We start from the raw sequence: 17438 nt of genomic DNA on the forward strand, positions 1-17438 counted from the left end.
ACATGGAACGAACGCTTTGCTATACGATTGACAACACGCACGACGGCATGAAGCTTGAACGATTTTTAATGGGAGAGCACGGCTTTTCGAGGCGGACGATCCGCAGTTTAAAGCAAAAGCCTGCGTGTGTGCAGCGAAACGGCGTGCATATCCGCATGGTCGATTCCATCTTTGCAGGCGACCGGATTGCCATTACGCTTGCGGACACGACGGCGACGACCACGCCGTCCGATATGCAGGTTCCCATCGTCTATGAGGATGATGATCTGATTATTTATAACAAGCCGCCGTTTTTAGCGACGCATCCGTCCAAGCTGCACCAGGTCGATACGCTTGCCAATGTGTATGCGGCGCATATGGGAGAAAACGCCGTGTTCCGTCCGGTCTACCGGCTTGACCGCGATACGGACGGACTGTGTGTCTGTGCAAAAAACACCCATGCGGCGGCTGTTCTGGCAGGAAAGATCGAAAAGACGTATACAGCGCTTGTCTGCGGAACGGTCGGGCAGGATGAGGGCACCGTGGATGCACCGATCGTGCAGCTTGTTCCCCACCAGATGAAACGCGGCGTGCGCGCCGACGGACAGCGTGCCGTCACGCATTATCGGGTCAAAGCGCGGAGTAAGCACTATACACTGCTTGAACTTTCGCTTGAAACGGGACGTACACATCAGATCCGCGTACACATGGCATATATCGGGCATCCGCTTGCCGGTGATACGATGTACGGCACAGGCGGCGAGCCGGGCAGGCAGGCGCTCACCTGCAGCCGTGTGCATTTTATACATCCGATCAGCGGAAAACCGGTGACTTTTTGCATAGAAATGAATAAAACATGGCGTATTCTCATGCAAAATGAATAAACGTGTTATAAAAATACAAAAAATGCTTGCATTTTGTAAAGAGATGTGGTACAGTAAGTACCATCATCCCTAACGGGAACAAATTTGTTGAGGGGGAACTCACGTTATGAAAAAAATCACAGCACTTTTCATGGCCGTTGTTCTCTGTGCACTGACCTTTGCAGGCTGCGCTGAGAAAAAACAGGTCACCATCAATTCCACAGAAGACTTAAACGGTTTAAAAATCGGCGTGCAGTCGGGTACCACCGGACAGACCTGGTGTGAAGAAAACACCGATTCCGAGGTTATCACATTCAAATCCGGCATGGATGCTGCACTCGACTTAAAAAACGGCGGCATTGATGCAGTTGTCATCGACGAACTGCCGGCACAGCGTATCGTTGAGCAGAACGACGATCTGAAAATCCTTGATCTGCGCTTCACCAAAGAGGAATACGCAATCGCAGTCAGAAAAGACGACACCGCACTGCTTGAGTCGATCAACAAAACAATCGCTGAGATGAAAGAAAACGGCGATTACGACAAACTGACCGGCGCGTTCATGCCGGCAGACGGCAACATCGTCATTCCGGAAAATGTTGCACCGACAAGCGGCGAAACCGTGAAAATGGGTACAAACGCAGCGTTCTGGCCGTTTGAGTACACCGAGGGCAGCGACATCGTTGGCTTTGACATCACCATGTCGCAGTACATTGCAAAAGGCATGGGCAAACAGCTCGAAATCATCAACATGGAGTTTGACTCCCTGATCGCAGCACTGCAGGCAGGCAGCATCGACTTCATCGCAGCTGGCATGTCCGTTACACCGGAGCGTGAAGAAGAGGTTGCATTCTCCGATACATACTACGCTTCCGAGCAGGTTGTCATTGTCAGAAAATAATTAAGAAACATCAAAGCGAGTACCGGCCGGCATTTACCGTCCGGTATTCCGTGTCATAAGGAGGGAAACGCATGGACTTTTTTGTCGGGATCTTCAACGATTTTTATCGGGTCATGATTGAAGGCGGACGCTGGGTACTGCTCCTGGAAGGCCTTTGGAACACGATCTATATCGCCGTCTGCGCCGTGCTCATCGGTACCGTGATCGGCTGCCTTTTAGCGCTTTGCAAAATTTCAAAATCAAAAGTGCTCCGTGCCGTTGCAAATATATATACAACCATCATCCGCGGCATTCCGCTTGCAACCCAGCTGATGATTTTCTATTTTGTCATCTTTGCATCGTTTGGCATGGACCGTCATCTGGTTGCAATCATCGCATGCGGCATCAACTCCGGTGCATATGTCACCGAGATTTTCCGTGCCGGCATTCAGGGCGTTGATATCGGTCAGACGGAAGCCGGCCGTTCGCTTGGTTTAAGCCGTGCGCAGACGATGTGGCGCATTGTCATTCCGCAGGCAGTCAAAACGGCGCTGCCGACTTATACAAGCGAGTTTATCGCACTCATCAAAGAGACATCCGTGCTGAGCTTTATCGCAGTTGCCGACTTGAACAAAGCAGGCGATCTGATCCGAAATGCCACCTACAATGCATGGATTCCGCTGATTACTGTTGCAGTGATCTATCTGCTCATCACATTCGGACTGACGAAATTGTTTGCATTGCTTGAGAGGAGGCTGGCACGCAGTGATCGAGGTTAAAAATCTTGTAAAAAGCTTTGACGGCAACGTCGTGCTTGACGGGATTACCGAAACGATTCAAAAAGGTGAAAAAGTGGTCGTGATCGGACCGTCGGGTTCCGGAAAAAGTACGTTTTTGCGCTGCTTAAATCTGCTTGAAACGCCGGACAGCGGTGAAATCTGGTTTGAAGGCGAGCAGATCAACACGAAAAAATGCAACATCAACCGCATCCGTCAGAAGATGGGTATGGTGTTTCAGCATTTCAATCTTTTCCCGCATCTGACCGTGCTGCAGAATATCACATTGGCACCGGTGATGCTTAAACTCCAGACAAAAGAACAGGCCGAAGCGCGTGCACGCGAGCTGCTCACACGAATCGGACTGATTGACAAAGCGGATATCTACCCGAACATGCTCTCGGGCGGACAGAAACAGCGTATCGCAATCGTGCGTTCGCTGGCGATGAATCCGGATGTGATTTTGTTTGACGAGCCGACGAGTGCGCTTGACCCGGAGATGGTCGGCGAAGTGCTCGAGCTCATGAAAGAGCTTGCCGATGACGGCATGACGATGGTCGTTGTCACGCACGAGATGGGCTTTGCCCGCGAGGTTGGCACCCGCATCCTGTTCATGGACGGCGGCAAAGTGCTCGAGCAGGCTGCACCTGAAGAATTTTTTACAAACCCCAAAAACGAGCGACTGAAAGATTTCTTGTCTAAAGTGCTGTGATAAATTTGGATACACGGTATCCAAAACGAACCGGCGTTCTGATATTCAGAACGCCGGTTCGTTTTTTTATGGGTTGTGTCTTTGCTGTTTTGAGAAAATACAGCCGCAGTAGTCCTGCCGGTAGAGATGATATTCGTTTGAGAGTACAATCGAGCGTTTGTAGCCCTCTTTTTTCTTAAAATCGGAGCAGAGATAGGGGATGCCCACTTCCTTGCCGAGCGCTTCGCCGATCGTGTTTAACCGTACCGCATCTTTTAGCGGACTGATCGACAGTGTCGTCGTGAAATAGTCAAAACTGTGCGCTTTGGCGTATGCTGCCGCCGCTTTGAGCCGGAGCGTGTAGCAAACCGTGCAGCGTGCACCGCCCTCCGGTTCCTGTTCGAGCCCTTTGACAGCTTCAAAAAATTCCGATGCATCATAATTGCAGGACGCAATCTGTACCGGTGAGGAAAGTGCCATTTCGTCCACCAGCCGTTTTAGTTCTGCCGCGCGTTTTTCGTACTCCGCTGTCGGCGAGATGTTCGGGTTGTAAAAAAGCAGCGTAATCGCAAAGTATTTCGACAAATATTCGAGCACATAGCTGCTGCACGGTGCGCAGCATGCATGGAGCAGAAGTGTGGGCCGTTCACCGGCAGCTTCGTGGCGCGCAATGCACGCGTCCAACTCACGCTGATAGTTTCGTTTGTTCATGAAAGCTTCCTTTCCGCAAAGAAAAAACGGCGCCATCCGGTGCCGTTTTTTGCTGTGTTTGTGCGCAATCTCAGCAGACTTTTGTAATCCAGCCGAAACGGTCTTCGCGTTTTGACAGCTGAATGCCGGTCAGTTCGTCGTAGAGACGTTTGGTCAGTTCGCCGATTTCGCCGCCGCTGATTTCGATGACGTCGTCTTTGTATTTTAACTCACCGACCGGAGAGACGACTGCCGCCGTACCGGTGCCGAACATCTCTTTGAGCTGGCCGTTTTTCGCCGCTTCTTCGACTTCGTCGATCGACAGACGGCGCTCGTTTACGGTGTATCCCCACGAACGCAGGATCTCGATGCACGATTTTCTTGTAATACCCGGGAGTACGCTTCCAAGCAGTGCCGGTGTGACAACCTCGTCGCCGATGACGAAGAACACGTTCATTGCGCCGACTTCTTCGATGTATTTGCGCTCAACACCGTCGAGCCACAGTACCTGCGAATAGCCTTTTGCTTCCTGCTGTGCTTTTAAGGAGCAAGCATAGTTGCCGCCTGTTTTTGTAAAGCCGGTGCCGCCGCGGACCGCGCGGACATATTCGGGTTCCACATAGATTTTGACCGGTGCTAAACCGCTTGCGTAGTAAGAGCCGGACGGCGAAAGGATAATGATGAATTTATATTCTTTCGACGGATGAACGCCCAAAACCGGCTCGCATGCAAAAATGAACGGGCGGATGTAAAGGGAAGTGCCCTCTGCGTGCGGAACCCAGTCTTTTTCGACCTCGATCAGTTTCGAGAGTGCTTTGATACAGAAATCGACGTCCACCTGCGGAATGCACAAGCGATCGTTCGAGCTGTTTAAGCGTTTGAAGTTTTCCTCCGGACGGAACAGCTGAATGGTGCCGTCAGCGGTGCGGTATGCTTTTAAGCCTTCGAATACTTCCTGCGCATAGTGGAACACGGAAGCAGACGGATCAAGCGCAATCGGTCCGTAAGGAATGATGCGCGGGTCATGCCAGCCTTTTTCCTCGTTGTAGTCCATCATGAACATGTGGTCGGTAAAATATTTGCCGAATCCCAGTGCGTCTTCGGCGGGTTTTTGCTTTGGTGTTTCGGTGAGGGTCACTTTGATCTCTTCCATCAACAACAGCCTTCTTTCCGTCAGGATAATAAAATGCCGGTGAAATCCGGTTATTAACTATATATTATATCACTCCTTTAAAGCGATGACAAGAGAAAGAATGCGAAAAACCGCAAAAAAGATGTTGACACTCAAAAAGATAAGCGATATTATATAAGCAAATTGAACTTATTTTGAGGTGGAACGCATGAAACAGAAGCTCATCAAGACCGTCAGCCGTTTTTTTCATGATTATACGCTGAATGAAATGTATATGATGAACCGATACGGTCCGGAATCAAGACTGACATACAGAAGCCTTTTGTATGTAGACTTGATTTATGGACGCCCCGGATTTTATACGGCGTCATCGCTTGCCGATGTGCTTCATATTTCAAAACCGGCGGTTATTATGAAGGTGAATGAACTCATCCGCAAGGGCTATCTTTACCGAAAACAGAGCGAAACGGATAAACGCGTGCACTATCTGTATGTCAACGAAGAAACACTTCCGGAATATGTGTTTTACGATGAAATGGGCAAAAAGGTGGCACAGCGGATGTGCGAGAAATATTCCCCGCAGGAAATCGAAACGTTCTGTACGATGCTTTCCGATTTAGACGAACTTTATGCAAAGGAGATCAAAACCCATGCAATCGACAAAACTGGCACAGAAGTTTAATCTGCCGCGCTTGCTTTTGTTTGTATTTCCAACCATCGTGATGATGGTGTTCATGTCGCTTTATACGTCGGTCGACGGCGCGTTTGTGTCGTGGCTGATTGGCGAGGATGCACTGGCGGCCGTTAACGTCGTCTATCCGGTGATGAGCGTGGTGCTCGCACTTTCGCTGATGTTTACTTCCGGTGCAAACGCCATCATCGCCCGCATGCTCGGTGAGGGACAGCCGGAAAAAGCACGGCGGTTTTTCTCGCTTGTTTACATTGTGGGAACGCTGATGGGCATTGCCGCCACAGCGATTACCCTGCTGCTCATGGATTCGCTGCTTTCGCTGCTCGGTGCGACCGAAACGCTTTATTCCTATGCAAGAGAATATCTCACCGTGCTCTGCCTGTTTGCGCCGATGCTGTTTTTGCAGGTCGGAACACAGAACTTTTTTGTTACCGAGGGAAAACCGGGCGTCGGACTGTTGGTATCGGCATTGGGCGGCATTACGAATATCGTTTTAGACTATGTGTTTATCGCCGTGTTTCATATGGGAATCGCCGGCGCGGCACTTGCCACAGGCATCGGTTATATGATTCCGGGACTTTACGGTGTCTGCTATTTCTTTGTAAGCCGAAAAGGAACGCTCTGGTTTGCAAAACCGGAATTTGAGGGCGGGAAACTGCTTCATACCTGTACAAACGGCTCGTCTGAGCTTGTAAACAACCTCTCGGTTGCGATTACGACGATGCTTTTTAATCTCACGATGCTGCGCTATGCAGGCGAAGGCGGCGTTGCGGCAATCACTGTGATTTTGTATGTCCAGTTTATTCAGGCGGCGATTTATTTCGGCTATTCACAGGGCATCGCGCCGGTTATCAGCTATAAATACGGTGCAGGCGACAAACAGCAGCTTCGTTATGTGGTGAAAACAAGCCTGTGGTTTTTGCTTGGCTGTTCTGTTTTGGTGATTATTCTGTCAGTGTTTGGCGCAGATTTGGCAGTATCACTGTTTATCCGGCCGGGAAGTCCCGTTTATGCACTCACAAAGCGCGGGTTTTTGATTTTCTCGTCTGCGTATTTGTTTATGGGCGTCAATATTTTCCTTTCGGCGATGTTCACCGCGTTTGGAAACGGCGCCGTTTCCGCACTCTTATCGTTTCTGCGCACGCTTGTCTTTTTGGTGGGCACACTGCTTTTGCTCCCGCTGTGGCTTGGCGTGGACGGCGCATGGATTGCCGTTCCCGTGGCAGAGGCATTGGCACTCGTCGTCGGTGTGATCTGCTACCGGAAATACCGTGCGGTCTACCACTATGGAAAAGAGAAAAGAAACGAATAAAAACGTTATGTAAAACAGATGAGGCACGCTCCTTGGGGAGCGTGCCTCATTTTGTTTTCGATCATTTACAGGATGTGAGTCCCTTTATTTCATCGACAATCATTGGAACCGTTTTGTTGCTGGTATCAATTTTAATCGTGTCAAGCGCTTGATACAGCGGGATTCTTGCGATACTTCTTTCAATCACATCAGCAGTACGGATTCCTTTTTCGACATCTGCGGTTAATCGCTCACGCAAATGAATTTCATCTGCAATCAGGGAAACACACTTCAGTTCGCAATGCGAGAGGTCAAGCTTTTCGATGATCGAATCAATGATGGACTGCTGGTGCATGACCCAACAAAAAATGACCGTTTCATAAGCCGAGCAATGTAAAAAATTATTGATCAGATAGCAGATATTATCGAGCACCATTGCCTTTGTTTCTTCGGTTACGACAAACGGGCTGGCATCCCAGCACCAGTCACCGTCCAAAAACACGCTGTGACATAACTCTTGCTTTAACTGCTTACATACGGTTGTTTTTCCAACACCCATGGTTCCGCCGATGAGATAGATTGTTTTCATTTGATTTCTCCATGTGCGTCACACTTCAATTTTCGTCCATTTTCCGCCGCAAAAACGTGTCATGCAGAATAACAGCCGCATCGTTTGGTCGCCGAACAGGCCAAGCCATGCACCGACCAATCCTAAGCCGCACGGGAAACACAATACCCACGAAAGGAGCGGGCGGATGATGCCGATGCTCACAAACGAGGAAAGGGCTACAAATTTTGTGTCACCCGAACCGCGCAGACAGCCGGAATAGACGACTTGTGCCGTCTGGATATGGGTGGTGAACGCAATGATAATCATAATGACACCGCCCATAGCGATGACGCTTGCATCGTTTGTAAACAGCGAAACGAGGAAGTGGCGTGCAAAGATGAAGACGAAAAACAGCACAGTCGATACGCAAAATGCCATGCGCTGTCCCGTTTTTCCGTAGATAATCGCCATGTCGGGACGTTTTTCACCGAGACTCTGTCCCACAAGCGACGATGCCGCAACGCCAAGACCATCACCAGCCGAGAACGAGAGGTTGATGATGTTCATACAGATCTGGTGCGCCGCAAACGGGATGGTGCCGAGGCCTGCAACGATTTTCGCATAGGTGAAAAAGCCGATGCGCATGAATACCTGTTCCACCATGGCACTGCCGCTGATGGAAACGAGTGATTTCATTGTGCGGCGGTCAAATCCCCAGCTTACATTGCCGCGCAGATCGAGAAAATGCGTGTGCCGGACAACAGAGAGCACCGACATCCCGCATCCGACAATGTTGCCGATGACGGTTGCAATCGCCGCGCCGCGTACACCGAGCTCCGGGAAAATCCAGATGCCATTGATTAAGAAGTAGTTGAAAATAACGTTTACCACGTTTGCAACGACGTTTGTGCGCATCGAAAGCTTTGTGTTGCCGCAACCGCGCTGTGCCGCGTTGATCGTAAGGCTTACAGACATAAACACAATGCTGATCATCAGAATCTGAAAATATGCGGTTGCGTCGGCAATCGTGTCGGAAGCCGCACCGGCAAACAGCAGAATGGGCTCTGCAAAGATTGTGCCGAGAATCGCCATCAAAACCGACAGCGACAAACTGAGAATAAACGACTGTCTTAAACACCGGTTTGCGCCTTCGTGGTCATTTTGTCCTTTTCTGCGTGCGCATACTGCCGTAACACCTGCGTTGAGCGAAAAAATCACCGCCAGCAGAATGAATTTCGGCTGATTCGTAAGACCCACGGCTGTGATAGCCGCAGGGCCGATGCCGCCTACCATCATCGTGTCGATTGAACCAATGAGGCTGACAAGAATCGACTCGAGCGCGCACGGCCATGACATCCGATACTGCCGTGCATACACGTCTTTGGAAGGCGGAAGCGGTTTGTCCGTCCGCTGTGAAGGCTTTAACATGTAGCGGACAGAGAAAACGCGCGCAAGCAGCTTTTTCATCATCATAAAAACTCAATCCCCTTTTGTGGCCGCATCTGTCTCTCTTTTTTAACGAGCGGCAAATATTGTTTAACAATATTGTAACACACAAAAGAGAAACCAACAAGCGGTTTACAACACCGAATGGGTATGATATGATGGCAATAGAAACAAAAAAGGAGCGGTTTTTATGAAAAATCCGATTATTTTAGATACAGATCCCGGCATTGATGATGCCGTTGCGATGATTGTCCTGCATCATTTCTGCAAAGAACGTGTCCGGCTGATTGTGGCGGGATACGGCAATATCAAAGCGGAGCAGACAGTCAAAAACGCCTTGATGATGTGCGAGCTGTTGGATATGGATGTCCCCGTTCTGCCGGGTGCGGTTGTGCCGCAGATGCGCGGCTATGAGGACGCCGCTCATATTCACGGCGCAGACGGTTTAGGCGGCATGGCGCTCGGTACCGTGACAAAGAAGCCGCTTGCAAGCGATGATTTTTTGAAAACGCTCTATGAAACGATCAAAGAAGCGGGCACAGTCGATTATATCACATTGGGACCGCTTACAAACTTAGCGCTTCTGTTAAAACGGTATCCCGATGTCGCGTCTCACATTGCACGCGTTGTGACAATGGGCGGCGGCATTGCATGCGGGAATGTGACGCCGCATGCGGAGTTCAATATCCACTGCGATGCGGAAAGCGCCGACCAAGTGTTTGCGTCCGGACTGCCCGTGGCACTCGTGCCGCTTGATACAACAAACCACGTCGCATTTTCGATGGAACAGATTAACGCTTTGGCAGACGTAAATACACCGCTTGCATCGCTGATGCAAAAAATCTTGACGGCAAATTACGAAAACTGCACGCGCTACGGCGAGGAAGGCTCCACCATGCACGATTCGACCGCCGTGCTTTATTACCTGTTCCCTGAATATTTTGAAACCATACAGTGCGGCATCACGGTCGACTGCGGCGAACGATACGGCAAAACGCAGATCACCGACCGCCGAAATAACGTCACACTGATTCAAAGCGGCGAGAGCGAAACGCTGTGCAAGCTGATTCTTTCGTGCATCACAGCCGAAGGTCGCTGATAACCGCGCCGTCAGAGATGCGGATCTGACGCGGTGCCGCCGCAGCAACAGCCGGATCGTGCGTGATGAGAATGAGCGTCGCACCGTTTTTCCAAAGCTCGGTCAATAGCTTCATCACCTCTGCGCCGGACGCACTGTCGAGGTTGCCGGTCGGCTCGTCCGCTAAGATGAGCGGCGGTGCACCTGCAACGGCACGTGCAATCGCCACACGCTGCTGCTGTCCGCCGGAAAGCTCCGCAGGCAGATGGTGCATGCGCGCGGAAAGTCCCACGCGCTCTAGTGCGTTTTGCGCGAGTTTGTGCCGCTTTTCCCTGGAAATACCGCGGTACCGAAGCGGAAGCTCAACGTTTTCGAGCGCAGTCAAACACGAAATCAGGTGAAACCCCTGAAACACAAAGCCGATTTTTTCGTTTCGGATGTGACTTAACTCTTTTTCGGACAGCGCAGATACGTCCGCGCCGTCGAGCAGATATGTGCCGCTGTCAGGCGTGTCCAGACAGCCGAGCAGGTTCATCATCGTCGTTTTTCCCGAGCCGGAGCTGCCCGAGATCGTCACAAATTCACCCGGATCGATCGTGAGGTTTAAATCGTGAAGCACCGGCACCGACAAGCCGTGTGATGTATACCGTTTTTGCACATGAGAAAGTAAAAGCAATGGTTTCATGACGGTTCCCCCTTTTTGCTTATTTTTCCCCGGATTTTTCTGCTATGCATAAAACGAAGGAGGTTTTTATTCAATGAACAAACAGCCGAACATTCTCTTTTTGATGACCGATCAGATGCGCGGTGACTGCATGGGCTTTGCCGGACATCCGAACGTCAAAACGCCGTATCTTGATTCGATTGCGTCGACGGGTCATTTTTTTGAGCACGCATATACCACCTGTCCGTCGTGTATTGCGGCACGCGCGGCGCTGATGACAGGACTGTACCCCGCTCACAACGGACGCGTCGGCTATCAGGACGGCGTGCGCTTTGATTTTCCCATAACACTCGCCGGCGAGCTCACAAAAGCCGGCTATCAGACGCAGTGTGTCGGAAAAATGCACGTCCATCCGCCCCGTAACCGCATGGGCTTTGAAAACGTGCAGCTCCATGACGGCTATCTTGCCTATTACCGCCGGTTTGACACGCCGTCGTGTATGACACAGGAGAATGCCGACGACTATTTCCACTGGCTCAAAAACGAAAAGGGCATCGACGCCGATGTGACGGCAACCGGTGTCGAGTGTAATTCATTCGTTGCCCGTCCGTGGATTTATGACGAGGAAAGCCATCCCACAAACTGGGTGGCACGCGGCTGTCTTGATTTTTTAAGACAGCGTGACCGCGACAAGCCGTTTTTCCTGTTTGCATCGTTTGTGCGGCCGCATCCGCCGTTTGATGCACCGGCTTGCTATTTCGATATGTATAAAGATATGGAGATTATACCTCCTGTTGTTGGCGATTGGGCGGATACTGAAACATATCTGCGCACGGGACGTGTGTATGACAGCGCAGAGGGTCCGGCAGATCCGGAACTGATGCGGCAGGCGCAGATCGGATATTATGCATGCATCACCCATCTTGACCATCAGATCGGGCGGATTTTGCAGGCGCTTGAACGGGAATGTCTGTTAAACGATACGATCATCCTGTTTACATCCGACCACGGCGAACTGCTCGGTGATCATCATACCTATCGGAAAACACGTCCGTATGAGGGCAGTACGCACATTCCGTTTTTCATTCGGGTGCCGGGACTTGGTACACCGCAGACGCACAAAGGTGTCATGTGCCTCGAGGATATCATGCCGACACTCATTGATCTTGCGGGCGGACAGATTCCCGATACACTCGACGGCCGGTCACTTGTCCCTGTTCTGCGCGGGGAAACGGATGCGGTGCATCCATATCTGCACGGCGAGCACAGCGGCGGTGCAATCGGCAACCAGTACATTGTCACCGAAACGGACAAATTCATCTGGTTTATGGAGAGCGGAAAAGAGCAGTATTTCGTGCTGAGCGAAGACCCGCATGAGCTGCATGACCGAATCGATGATCCTTCGTGCAAAGACCGGATTGACGAACTGCGCGCACTTCTTGTGCAGGAGCTTGCCGGCAGAGAAGAGGGCTATTCCGACGGTGAGCGGCTCATTGCAGGACAAATGCAAAAAAGCGTCCTGACGCGGTGACGTCAAAACGCTTTTGCTTTGCAAATATCGTTTAGTTTACATCGGGGAGCGATTCCACAAACGCACACAGCGCATCAAAATCACCGTGTGCGAATGCGGAAAGATCGGTGTTGTTTTGGTTGATGAGATGTTCTGTCAGGAAAAACAGCGAGATGCCGGCTTTTGCCGCCGCCATGTCTTCGACCGTGTCGTTGCCCACAAGCAAACATTCGTCCGGCTGTTTATTGCATTTTTTCAGTACTTCGCGGTAATATTCCGGGTTCGGCTTTGTGAACGAAAAATCCTCATAGGTGGAAATGAGCGAAAAATCATCCGGCGAAAGACCTGCCCAGCGGATGCGTTCGAGCGTTGCCACCCGCGGGAACAGCGGCGTCGTTGCCAGAACGAGAGTATATCCTTTTTCCTTTAAGCGTGTGACACATTGTTTTGCACGCGGGTCGGGTGTGACAAAATCGCCGATTTTGCAGAATTCGTGTTCATAAAAGGATGTGAGGAGTTCTTTTTTGCCGGCGATGGCATCGCCCATGATGCCGCCCAGCACATTCCAGCAGCGTGTTTCGTTTGTCATGCTGCCGTCGTTTTTCATCATGGCTTTCGTTGCCGCCCAGATTGCACCGGTCATCGCCTGTGCATCGAGCGAAAGTGACACACATTTTTTCCCCAATGCGTCGAAGTACGCTTTCATGAAAAATTCCTGATCCATTGGCAGAAGCGTGCCGTCTAAGTCAAATAAAATCGTGGTTTTCATGGTGGTTCCCCAATCGTTTTTGTTTTTCAGTGTAGCACAGTTTTTAAAAGCCCGCAAGCATGCTTTTGTAAGGACATATTTTATTCATATTTTATGTAAATCCTATTGACAATTTCATGTTGGTGCGCTATCATAAAATAAATTATAGGATAAGAGGAGGGTAATTTACGATGGATAATCAACAATTTCCGAATAACAACAACAATAACAATCAGTATCAGGCACCGCAGTACCAGCAGCCGCAGTATCAGCAGGCTCCGCAATACCAGCAGCCGCAGTACCAGCAGCCGTATGGACAGCCGCCGATGAACCAGCCGGGCAAAGGTTTGGCAATCGCTTCGCTCGTTTGCGGCATTGCAGCATGCGTGTTCTTCTGGTTTGGCGTTTCTGCTTTCATTTCTCTGCTGGCAGGTATCGCAGGTATCATTCTGGCAGTCAATGCGAAAAAACAGGGCTTTGTCGGCGGTATGCTGACCGCAGGTCTTGTATTGTCGATCATCGGCACTGTTGTCGGCGGCATCGTATTTGTCGCTTGTGCAGTGGTCATCGGTTCGATCGGCTGTGCAGCAAGCAGTCTTCCGCTGTATTATTGATTGAGAAACAAACAATGAAAAATAAGGCATACGGCGCACGTATGCCTTATTTTTTCTTGTATGAGTAAGGAGATTTTTTCATGTGCCCTTCATTGTCCTTGTTCGGCTATTCCATTCCGACATACGGAATCTGTGCGCTGATTGGCGTGGGTGCCGCGTTTTTGATCGCTTTTTTGCGGGTGCGAAAATCGTCCGCACATTCAGCTGAAGATACGATGTTCATGCTTTTGTATGGCATGGTCGGTGTGTTGGTCGGTGCAAAGCTTCTCTATTTAATTCAGGTGTCGCCTGCATTGATTCGTGATCTGCCGCTGTTGTTTTCCGATGTGCAGACGTTTTCGGCGCGGTATCTTTCGGGTGGATTTGTGTTTTACGGCGGACTGATCGGCGGTATTGCGGGTGCGATGATCTATTGCCGGCAGTTTAAGCTTCATCTGTTCGACTATGCAAACCGCCTGATTGTCATTATCCCCGTATTTCACGGCATCGGCAGAATCGGCTGCTTTTTGTCAGGCTGCTGTTATGGCATTCCGTGCGATCCGCCGCTCGGGATTGCGTTTTCACAGTCACAGATTGCACCGAACGGGATACCGCTTTTCCCGGTGCAGCTTTTGGAAGTGTGCACAAACCTGCTGTTGTTTGTCCTGCTGCTGTGGCTTACGAACAGAAAGCAGTGCAAGCGGTCAGACGGTGTGGCGTTTTATCTTTGCTATTATGCCGTAGTGCGTTTTCTGCTTGAATATCTGCGCTATGACGATGCAGAACGCGGGTTCATCGGCTTTTTGTCCACCTCGCAGTTCATCAGCCTGTTTATTTTTGCGGCAGGAATCCTGCTGTTTATAAAAGGCGACGCAATCGTTTCATTTTTGGAGCGAAAACTGAAAATCTAAAGAAAACGCACCGGTTTTCCGGTGCGTTTTTTCGCTTTATGCATCTGCCCGCCAGATATGGAGCGTGTGTGTCGGCGCTATATACAAAATGAGCGTGAAGTTTAAAACATGTTCACTGTCCGCCGGCGAACGGTCAACATAGGCATACCATCCGGATGATCGGACAGATGAGGGGAGCGGAATCTCTTTTTCATATGCGACCGCGTTGTCACAGGAGGAAAGCAGTGCATCATCCGTCGAAATAGGTGAAAAGCGCGGGTCAGCCTTGATGCTGGATTCGACGGTGCTTGCCGCGGCTTCGTCATAGGTGATACAGGTGTATTCGATGCCGTCGCCATGGAATCCGCCGTGTGTGTCGATGTGACGCACGACGGTGCCATGTTCGGTCAGGCTCTTTTGAAGCAATAAAAACGAATTACTCGAGGAAACGATACCACATCCGGTTATCGATAGACACAAAAGCAGACAGAAAAAGAGTGTGCACAGCCGTTTCATTCGAATTCCTCGCTTTCGGGGAGAAATGTGAGGATATCGCCCGGCTGACAGTCGAGTGCGGCGCAGATTTTATCGAGTGTTTCGAGCTTGATTGCCTTAGCGCGGCCGTTTTTTAAAATCGAAAGGTTTGCAAGCGTGATGCCGACGCGGTTTGCAAGTTCGGTGACACTCATTTTCCGTTTGGCGAGCATCACGTCAATATTGATTTGAATCATCGCAAAACGCCTCCTTTTTCAGATTGTCAGCGCGGCATCTTCGTGTAAAACGGCGGCTTTCTGCGTAAAATAAGCCAGGGTGCGCGCAACGATGATGACGCAGATGCCCGCAAAGCAAATTCCCATTGCGGCAAGGAAAACGGACGGATGGCTCATAGAAAGCAGGAACAGCACCACGTTCCCTGCAAAAAAGAATACGGTATCCGCGGCGGCAAGGTGCGCAATCGTCAAAAGGCGGCGCGCATTTTGATGGGAAAAGGCGTTTTCTTTTCCGATTGCCGCGGCAATCGCACCGCCGCAGCAGAGCACGGCGTAGCAGGGAAGCGCAGAGATCCACAAAAAGATCATCCAAGGCCAAAACGCGTTTGCAAATTCCGGAAATTCGCGGCAGACAGAGGATGCGAGTGAAGGAATGACGTAGAACAAAACGGCAGTTCCGCAAAAGCCGATGCCGATGATAACGGCAAACAGCCACAGTGCCATGGTTTTGGGTTTCATAAACATGACCTCCTTTTGATTTTTATTATAGCCGAGTTTTTTCGTTTGTCAATATAATTTTATTGTTTTACGATAAATAATTTTCGCAATACAAAAAACAAAGCAAGATGATTCCGCATCGGCTGTGGATTTTTCTTTGCGTTTGTGTTATACTCAAACGCGAAAGAACTTAATTTGGGGTGAAGCGTATGGGGCAGCGGATCACAGCGTGGGTGAAAAAGGAACTGATTTTGGTGCTGTCGTTTCTGTGTGCGGCGGTGTCGTGCTTGTTTGTGCCGCCGAGCAAAGCGTATCTTGCATATATTGACTGGTCCGTGCTTGGACTGCTGTTTTGTTTGATGGCGGTGGTAGCGGGTCTTTCGGCGAGTGGGTTATTCAATCGAATGGCGCAGGTACTGTTAAGCGGGCAGAAGAGCATTCGGCTGATGTGCATGAGTCTGGTGCTTTTGCCGTTTTTCACGTCCATGTTTATTACAAACGATGTTGCACTCATCACGTTTGTACCGTTTGCGATTCTGATTTTGTCGCTGTGTGAAGCCAGACAGACGATACCGTATGTTGTTGTGCTTCAGACGATTGCCGCCAACACCGGCAGTATGGTGCTTCCGTTCGGCAATCCGCAGAATCTGTTTTTATATGCATCGTATTCGTTCTCGTTCTGGGACTTTTTCAAAACGGTGTTTCCGTTTGGTGTGTGCAGTCTGTTGCTTTTGATGGCGGGTGTGTTTGTGATTAAAAATCAGCCGGTGTCGGTTTCGGTCGGCACATCGCCCGAACCGCTTAAAAAACGGTCGCTCTTTTTGTTTTTGGTACTGTTTGTGCTGTGTCTGCTGTGTGTGCTGCGGCTGTTCCGTACGGATGTGCTGGTGGGAATTATGGTGCTGTGCCTGCTCATTTTTTCGCGGCAGACCTTCAAGCAGATCGACTACAGCTTGCTTGTGACATTTATCTTTTTCTTTATTTTTTCGGGCAATATGGGACAGATTCCGGCAGTGCGCGACCTGCTTTCTTCCATGCTTTCTGCAAATCCGATGCTCACTGCTGCGGCTGCAAGCCAGATCATCAGCAATGTGCCGGCGGCTGTTTTGCTCTCGGGATTCACGCAAAACGGCGCGGCGCTGCTTGTTGGCACCAATATCGGCGGACTCGGCACACCGATTGCATCGCTTGCAAGCTTGATTTCATTTAAATTGTACTTAAAGAGCGAATCGCCCAATGCCAAACGGTTTACAGGACTGTTTTTTGCGCTCAACGTGCTGTTTTTGGCAGTGATGATTCTGCTTTCGTTTGTTATACACGCAATCTAAACCACACTACAGGAGGATGAATCAATGGAATGGATGCATAATGCGCTCATGGTGATCGGCAACGCGGCGATTATTCTGTTTGAGCTGATTGGTGTGCTGGTGCTTGTTGTGACAGGCATTCAGGGTGTGATTCACTATATAAAACGGGATCCGCTCACGCGGCTAAAGCTTGCGGAGGGCATGGCAATGGGACTTGAGTTTAAGCTTGGCAGTGAGATTCTGCGTACTGTGGTGGTGCGTGATTTAAGTGAAATCTTAATTGTCGGTGCGATTATTCTGCTGCGTGCGGCGCTGACGTTCTTGATTCACTGGGAGATCAAAAACGTGAAAAAGGAAGTTGCCGTGGAAAAAGAGGCGGAAGAGACGGCCAAAAAGCAGAAAGAGAGCACATCGGAATAATAAAAACGAACCTGTCCAAACGGACAGGTTC

21 protein-coding genes are annotated in these 17438 nt (G+C 50.2%); 12 read left to right on the plus strand and 9 right to left on the minus strand.

Features of this window, described 5'->3' with window-relative positions; all coding sequences use genetic code 11:
- The first annotated feature begins 2 nt into the window (after positions 1–2).
- The 4 genes from H6A12_RS03260 (at position 3) to H6A12_RS03275 (ending at position 3210) form a co-directional block, all read left to right on the plus strand.
- Positions 3–863, plus strand: a complete 861-nt coding sequence (locus H6A12_RS03260) for an RluA family pseudouridine synthase (protein ID WP_204444700.1) — start codon at positions 3–5, stop codon at positions 861–863.
- Between the two features lie 106 nt (positions 864–969).
- Complete coding sequence (locus tag H6A12_RS03265) at positions 970–1743, plus strand: transporter substrate-binding domain-containing protein (RefSeq protein ID WP_204444703.1); 774 nt, start codon at positions 970–972, stop codon at positions 1741–1743.
- Positions 1744–1814: 71 nt separating this feature from the next.
- Complete coding sequence (locus tag H6A12_RS03270) at positions 1815–2501, plus strand: amino acid ABC transporter permease (RefSeq protein ID WP_204444706.1); 687 nt, start codon at positions 1815–1817, stop codon at positions 2499–2501.
- Positions 2488–3210 carry an ATP-binding cassette domain-containing protein gene (locus H6A12_RS03275; protein WP_204444708.1) on the plus strand — a complete coding sequence of 241 codons (723 nt, stop codon included), beginning with the start codon at positions 2488–2490 and terminating at the stop codon, positions 3208–3210. Before H6A12_RS03270 ends, H6A12_RS03275 begins: the two co-directional genes overlap by 14 nt.
- A 66-nt stretch (positions 3211–3276) precedes the next feature.
- On the opposite strand, the gene H6A12_RS03280 is transcribed toward H6A12_RS03275, so the two are convergent.
- A complete protein-coding gene (locus H6A12_RS03280) occupies positions 3277–3900 on the minus strand; it encodes an epoxyqueuosine reductase QueH (RefSeq protein ID WP_204444710.1) in 624 nt (207 codons plus the stop codon).
- Positions 3901–3970: 70 nt separating this feature from the next.
- Positions 3971–5032: a branched-chain amino acid aminotransferase gene (locus H6A12_RS03285; protein ID WP_204444713.1), complete on the minus strand. Its 1062-nt coding sequence runs from the start codon at positions 5030–5032 to the stop codon at positions 3971–3973.
- Positions 5033–5219: 187 nt separating this feature from the next.
- Here H6A12_RS03285 and H6A12_RS03290 point away from each other — a divergent pair, with 187 nt between their 5' ends.
- Complete coding sequence (locus tag H6A12_RS03290) at positions 5220–5693, plus strand: MarR family winged helix-turn-helix transcriptional regulator (RefSeq protein ID WP_204444715.1); 474 nt, start codon at positions 5220–5222, stop codon at positions 5691–5693.
- On the plus strand, positions 5662–7014 hold the full coding sequence (locus tag H6A12_RS03295) for an MATE family efflux transporter (protein WP_243415277.1): 1353 nt from the start codon (positions 5662–5664) through the stop codon (positions 7012–7014). The genes H6A12_RS03290 and H6A12_RS03295 overlap by 32 nt, the downstream gene beginning before the upstream one ends.
- 61 nt (positions 7015–7075) lie before the next feature.
- Here H6A12_RS03295 and H6A12_RS03300 read toward each other — a convergent pair whose 3' ends face one another.
- Positions 7076–7582 (minus strand): AAA family ATPase, encoded by a 507-nt coding sequence (locus H6A12_RS03300; protein ID WP_204444720.1) that lies wholly within the window; start codon positions 7580–7582, stop codon positions 7076–7078.
- Between the two features lie 18 nt (positions 7583–7600).
- Positions 7601–9016: an MATE family efflux transporter gene (locus H6A12_RS03305; RefSeq protein ID WP_243415278.1), complete on the minus strand. Its 1416-nt coding sequence runs from the start codon at positions 9014–9016 to the stop codon at positions 7601–7603.
- A gap of 163 nt (positions 9017–9179) precedes the next feature.
- Between H6A12_RS03305 and H6A12_RS03310 the strand changes: the two genes are divergently transcribed.
- Entirely contained in the window at positions 9180–10088 is a 909-nt protein-coding gene (locus tag H6A12_RS03310; protein ID WP_204444722.1) for a nucleoside hydrolase, read from the plus strand.
- Here the strand turns inward: H6A12_RS03310 and H6A12_RS03315 are convergent.
- Positions 10069–10752 (minus strand): ABC transporter ATP-binding protein, encoded by a 684-nt coding sequence (locus H6A12_RS03315; protein ID WP_204444724.1) that lies wholly within the window; start codon positions 10750–10752, stop codon positions 10069–10071. The genes H6A12_RS03310 and H6A12_RS03315 overlap by 20 nt on opposite strands.
- Before the next feature lie 73 nt (positions 10753–10825).
- Between H6A12_RS03315 and H6A12_RS03320 the strand changes: the two genes are divergently transcribed.
- Positions 10826–12262, plus strand: a complete 1437-nt coding sequence (locus tag H6A12_RS03320) for an arylsulfatase (protein WP_204444726.1) — start codon at positions 10826–10828, stop codon at positions 12260–12262.
- Between the two features lie 31 nt (positions 12263–12293).
- On the opposite strand, the gene H6A12_RS03325 is transcribed toward H6A12_RS03320, so the two are convergent.
- The gene (locus tag H6A12_RS03325) at positions 12294–13010 is read right to left on the minus strand and encodes an HAD family hydrolase (RefSeq protein WP_204444728.1); all 717 of its coding nucleotides are present in this window, start codon (positions 13008–13010) and stop codon (positions 12294–12296) included.
- 170 nt (positions 13011–13180) lie between these two features.
- On the opposite strand from H6A12_RS03325, the gene H6A12_RS03330 reads away from it, so the two are divergent.
- A complete protein-coding gene (locus H6A12_RS03330) occupies positions 13181–13603 on the plus strand; it encodes a hypothetical protein (protein WP_204444730.1) in 423 nt (140 codons plus the stop codon).
- 80 nt (positions 13604–13683) lie between these two features.
- On the plus strand, positions 13684–14493 hold the full coding sequence (locus tag H6A12_RS03335; protein ID WP_204444733.1) for a prolipoprotein diacylglyceryl transferase: 810 nt from the start codon (positions 13684–13686) through the stop codon (positions 14491–14493).
- 36 nt (positions 14494–14529) lie between these two features.
- On the opposite strand, the gene H6A12_RS03340 is transcribed toward H6A12_RS03335, so the two are convergent.
- Genes H6A12_RS03340 through H6A12_RS03350 form a run of 3 tightly spaced genes read right to left on the minus strand, consistent with a single transcriptional unit; the run spans position 14530 to position 15701 of the window.
- Positions 14530–14988: a hypothetical protein gene (locus H6A12_RS03340; protein WP_204444735.1), complete on the minus strand. Its 459-nt coding sequence runs from the start codon at positions 14986–14988 to the stop codon at positions 14530–14532.
- Entirely contained in the window at positions 14985–15203 is a 219-nt protein-coding gene (locus tag H6A12_RS03345) for a helix-turn-helix domain-containing protein (RefSeq protein WP_204444738.1), read from the minus strand. Before H6A12_RS03345 ends, H6A12_RS03340 begins: the two co-directional genes overlap by 4 nt.
- 18 nt (positions 15204–15221) lie before the next feature.
- Positions 15222–15701: a DUF2975 domain-containing protein gene (locus tag H6A12_RS03350; RefSeq protein ID WP_204444740.1), complete on the minus strand. Its 480-nt coding sequence runs from the start codon at positions 15699–15701 to the stop codon at positions 15222–15224.
- A 188-nt stretch (positions 15702–15889) separates the two neighbouring features.
- On the opposite strand from H6A12_RS03350, the gene H6A12_RS03355 reads away from it, so the two are divergent.
- Together H6A12_RS03355 and H6A12_RS03360 are read left to right on the plus strand one after the other, a co-directional pair.
- Entirely contained in the window at positions 15890–17008 is a 1119-nt protein-coding gene (locus H6A12_RS03355; RefSeq protein WP_204444742.1) for an SLC13 family permease, read from the plus strand.
- Between the two features lie 24 nt (positions 17009–17032).
- The gene (locus H6A12_RS03360) at positions 17033–17407 is read left to right on the plus strand and encodes a DUF1622 domain-containing protein (protein WP_204444744.1); all 375 of its coding nucleotides are present in this window, start codon (positions 17033–17035) and stop codon (positions 17405–17407) included.
- Positions 17408–17438 lie beyond the last annotated feature (31 nt).

This window comes from Merdimmobilis hominis (genome assembly GCF_016901855.1).
Lineage (GTDB): Bacteria > Bacillota > Clostridia > Oscillospirales > Ruminococcaceae > Paludihabitans.

What these genes read in the sequence shown, in the direction of transcription:
- H6A12_RS03355 (WP_204444742.1), top strand. Translation starts at nt 15,890, where the DNA reads ATGGGGCAGCGGATCACAGCGTGGGTGAAAAAGGAACTGATTTTGGTG.
- H6A12_RS03315 (WP_204444724.1), bottom strand. Translation starts at nt 10,752, where the DNA reads ATGAAACCATTGCTTTTACTTTCTCATGTGCAAAAACGGTATACATCA.
- H6A12_RS03265 (WP_204444703.1), top strand. Translation starts at nt 970, where the DNA reads ATGAAAAAAATCACAGCACTTTTCATGGCCGTTGTTCTCTGTGCACTG.
- H6A12_RS03335 (WP_204444733.1), top strand. Translation starts at nt 13,684, where the DNA reads ATGTGCCCTTCATTGTCCTTGTTCGGCTATTCCATTCCGACATACGGA.
- H6A12_RS03295 (WP_243415277.1), top strand. Translation starts at nt 5,662, where the DNA reads ATGCAATCGACAAAACTGGCACAGAAGTTTAATCTGCCGCGCTTGCTT.
- H6A12_RS03305 (WP_243415278.1), bottom strand. Translation starts at nt 9,016, where the DNA reads ATGATGATGAAAAAGCTGCTTGCGCGCGTTTTCTCTGTCCGCTACATG.
- H6A12_RS03340 (WP_204444735.1), bottom strand. Translation starts at nt 14,988, where the DNA reads ATGAAACGGCTGTGCACACTCTTTTTCTGTCTGCTTTTGTGTCTATCG.
- H6A12_RS03330 (WP_204444730.1), top strand. Translation starts at nt 13,181, where the DNA reads ATGGATAATCAACAATTTCCGAATAACAACAACAATAACAATCAGTAT.
- H6A12_RS03270 (WP_204444706.1), top strand. Translation starts at nt 1,815, where the DNA reads ATGGACTTTTTTGTCGGGATCTTCAACGATTTTTATCGGGTCATGATT.
- H6A12_RS03320 (WP_204444726.1), top strand. Translation starts at nt 10,826, where the DNA reads ATGAACAAACAGCCGAACATTCTCTTTTTGATGACCGATCAGATGCGC.
- H6A12_RS03290 (WP_204444715.1), top strand. Translation starts at nt 5,220, where the DNA reads ATGAAACAGAAGCTCATCAAGACCGTCAGCCGTTTTTTTCATGATTAT.
- H6A12_RS03310 (WP_204444722.1), top strand. Translation starts at nt 9,180, where the DNA reads ATGAAAAATCCGATTATTTTAGATACAGATCCCGGCATTGATGATGCC.
- H6A12_RS03280 (WP_204444710.1), bottom strand. Translation starts at nt 3,900, where the DNA reads ATGAACAAACGAAACTATCAGCGTGAGTTGGACGCGTGCATTGCGCGC.
- H6A12_RS03325 (WP_204444728.1), bottom strand. Translation starts at nt 13,010, where the DNA reads ATGAAAACCACGATTTTATTTGACTTAGACGGCACGCTTCTGCCAATG.
- H6A12_RS03345 (WP_204444738.1), bottom strand. Translation starts at nt 15,203, where the DNA reads ATGATTCAAATCAATATTGACGTGATGCTCGCCAAACGGAAAATGAGT.
- H6A12_RS03300 (WP_204444720.1), bottom strand. Translation starts at nt 7,582, where the DNA reads ATGAAAACAATCTATCTCATCGGCGGAACCATGGGTGTTGGAAAAACA.
- H6A12_RS03360 (WP_204444744.1), top strand. Translation starts at nt 17,033, where the DNA reads ATGGAATGGATGCATAATGCGCTCATGGTGATCGGCAACGCGGCGATT.
- H6A12_RS03350 (WP_204444740.1), bottom strand. Translation starts at nt 15,701, where the DNA reads ATGAAACCCAAAACCATGGCACTGTGGCTGTTTGCCGTTATCATCGGC.
- H6A12_RS03260 (WP_204444700.1), top strand. Translation starts at nt 3, where the DNA reads ATGGAACGAACGCTTTGCTATACGATTGACAACACGCACGACGGCATG.
- H6A12_RS03285 (WP_204444713.1), bottom strand. Translation starts at nt 5,032, where the DNA reads ATGGAAGAGATCAAAGTGACCCTCACCGAAACACCAAAGCAAAAACCC.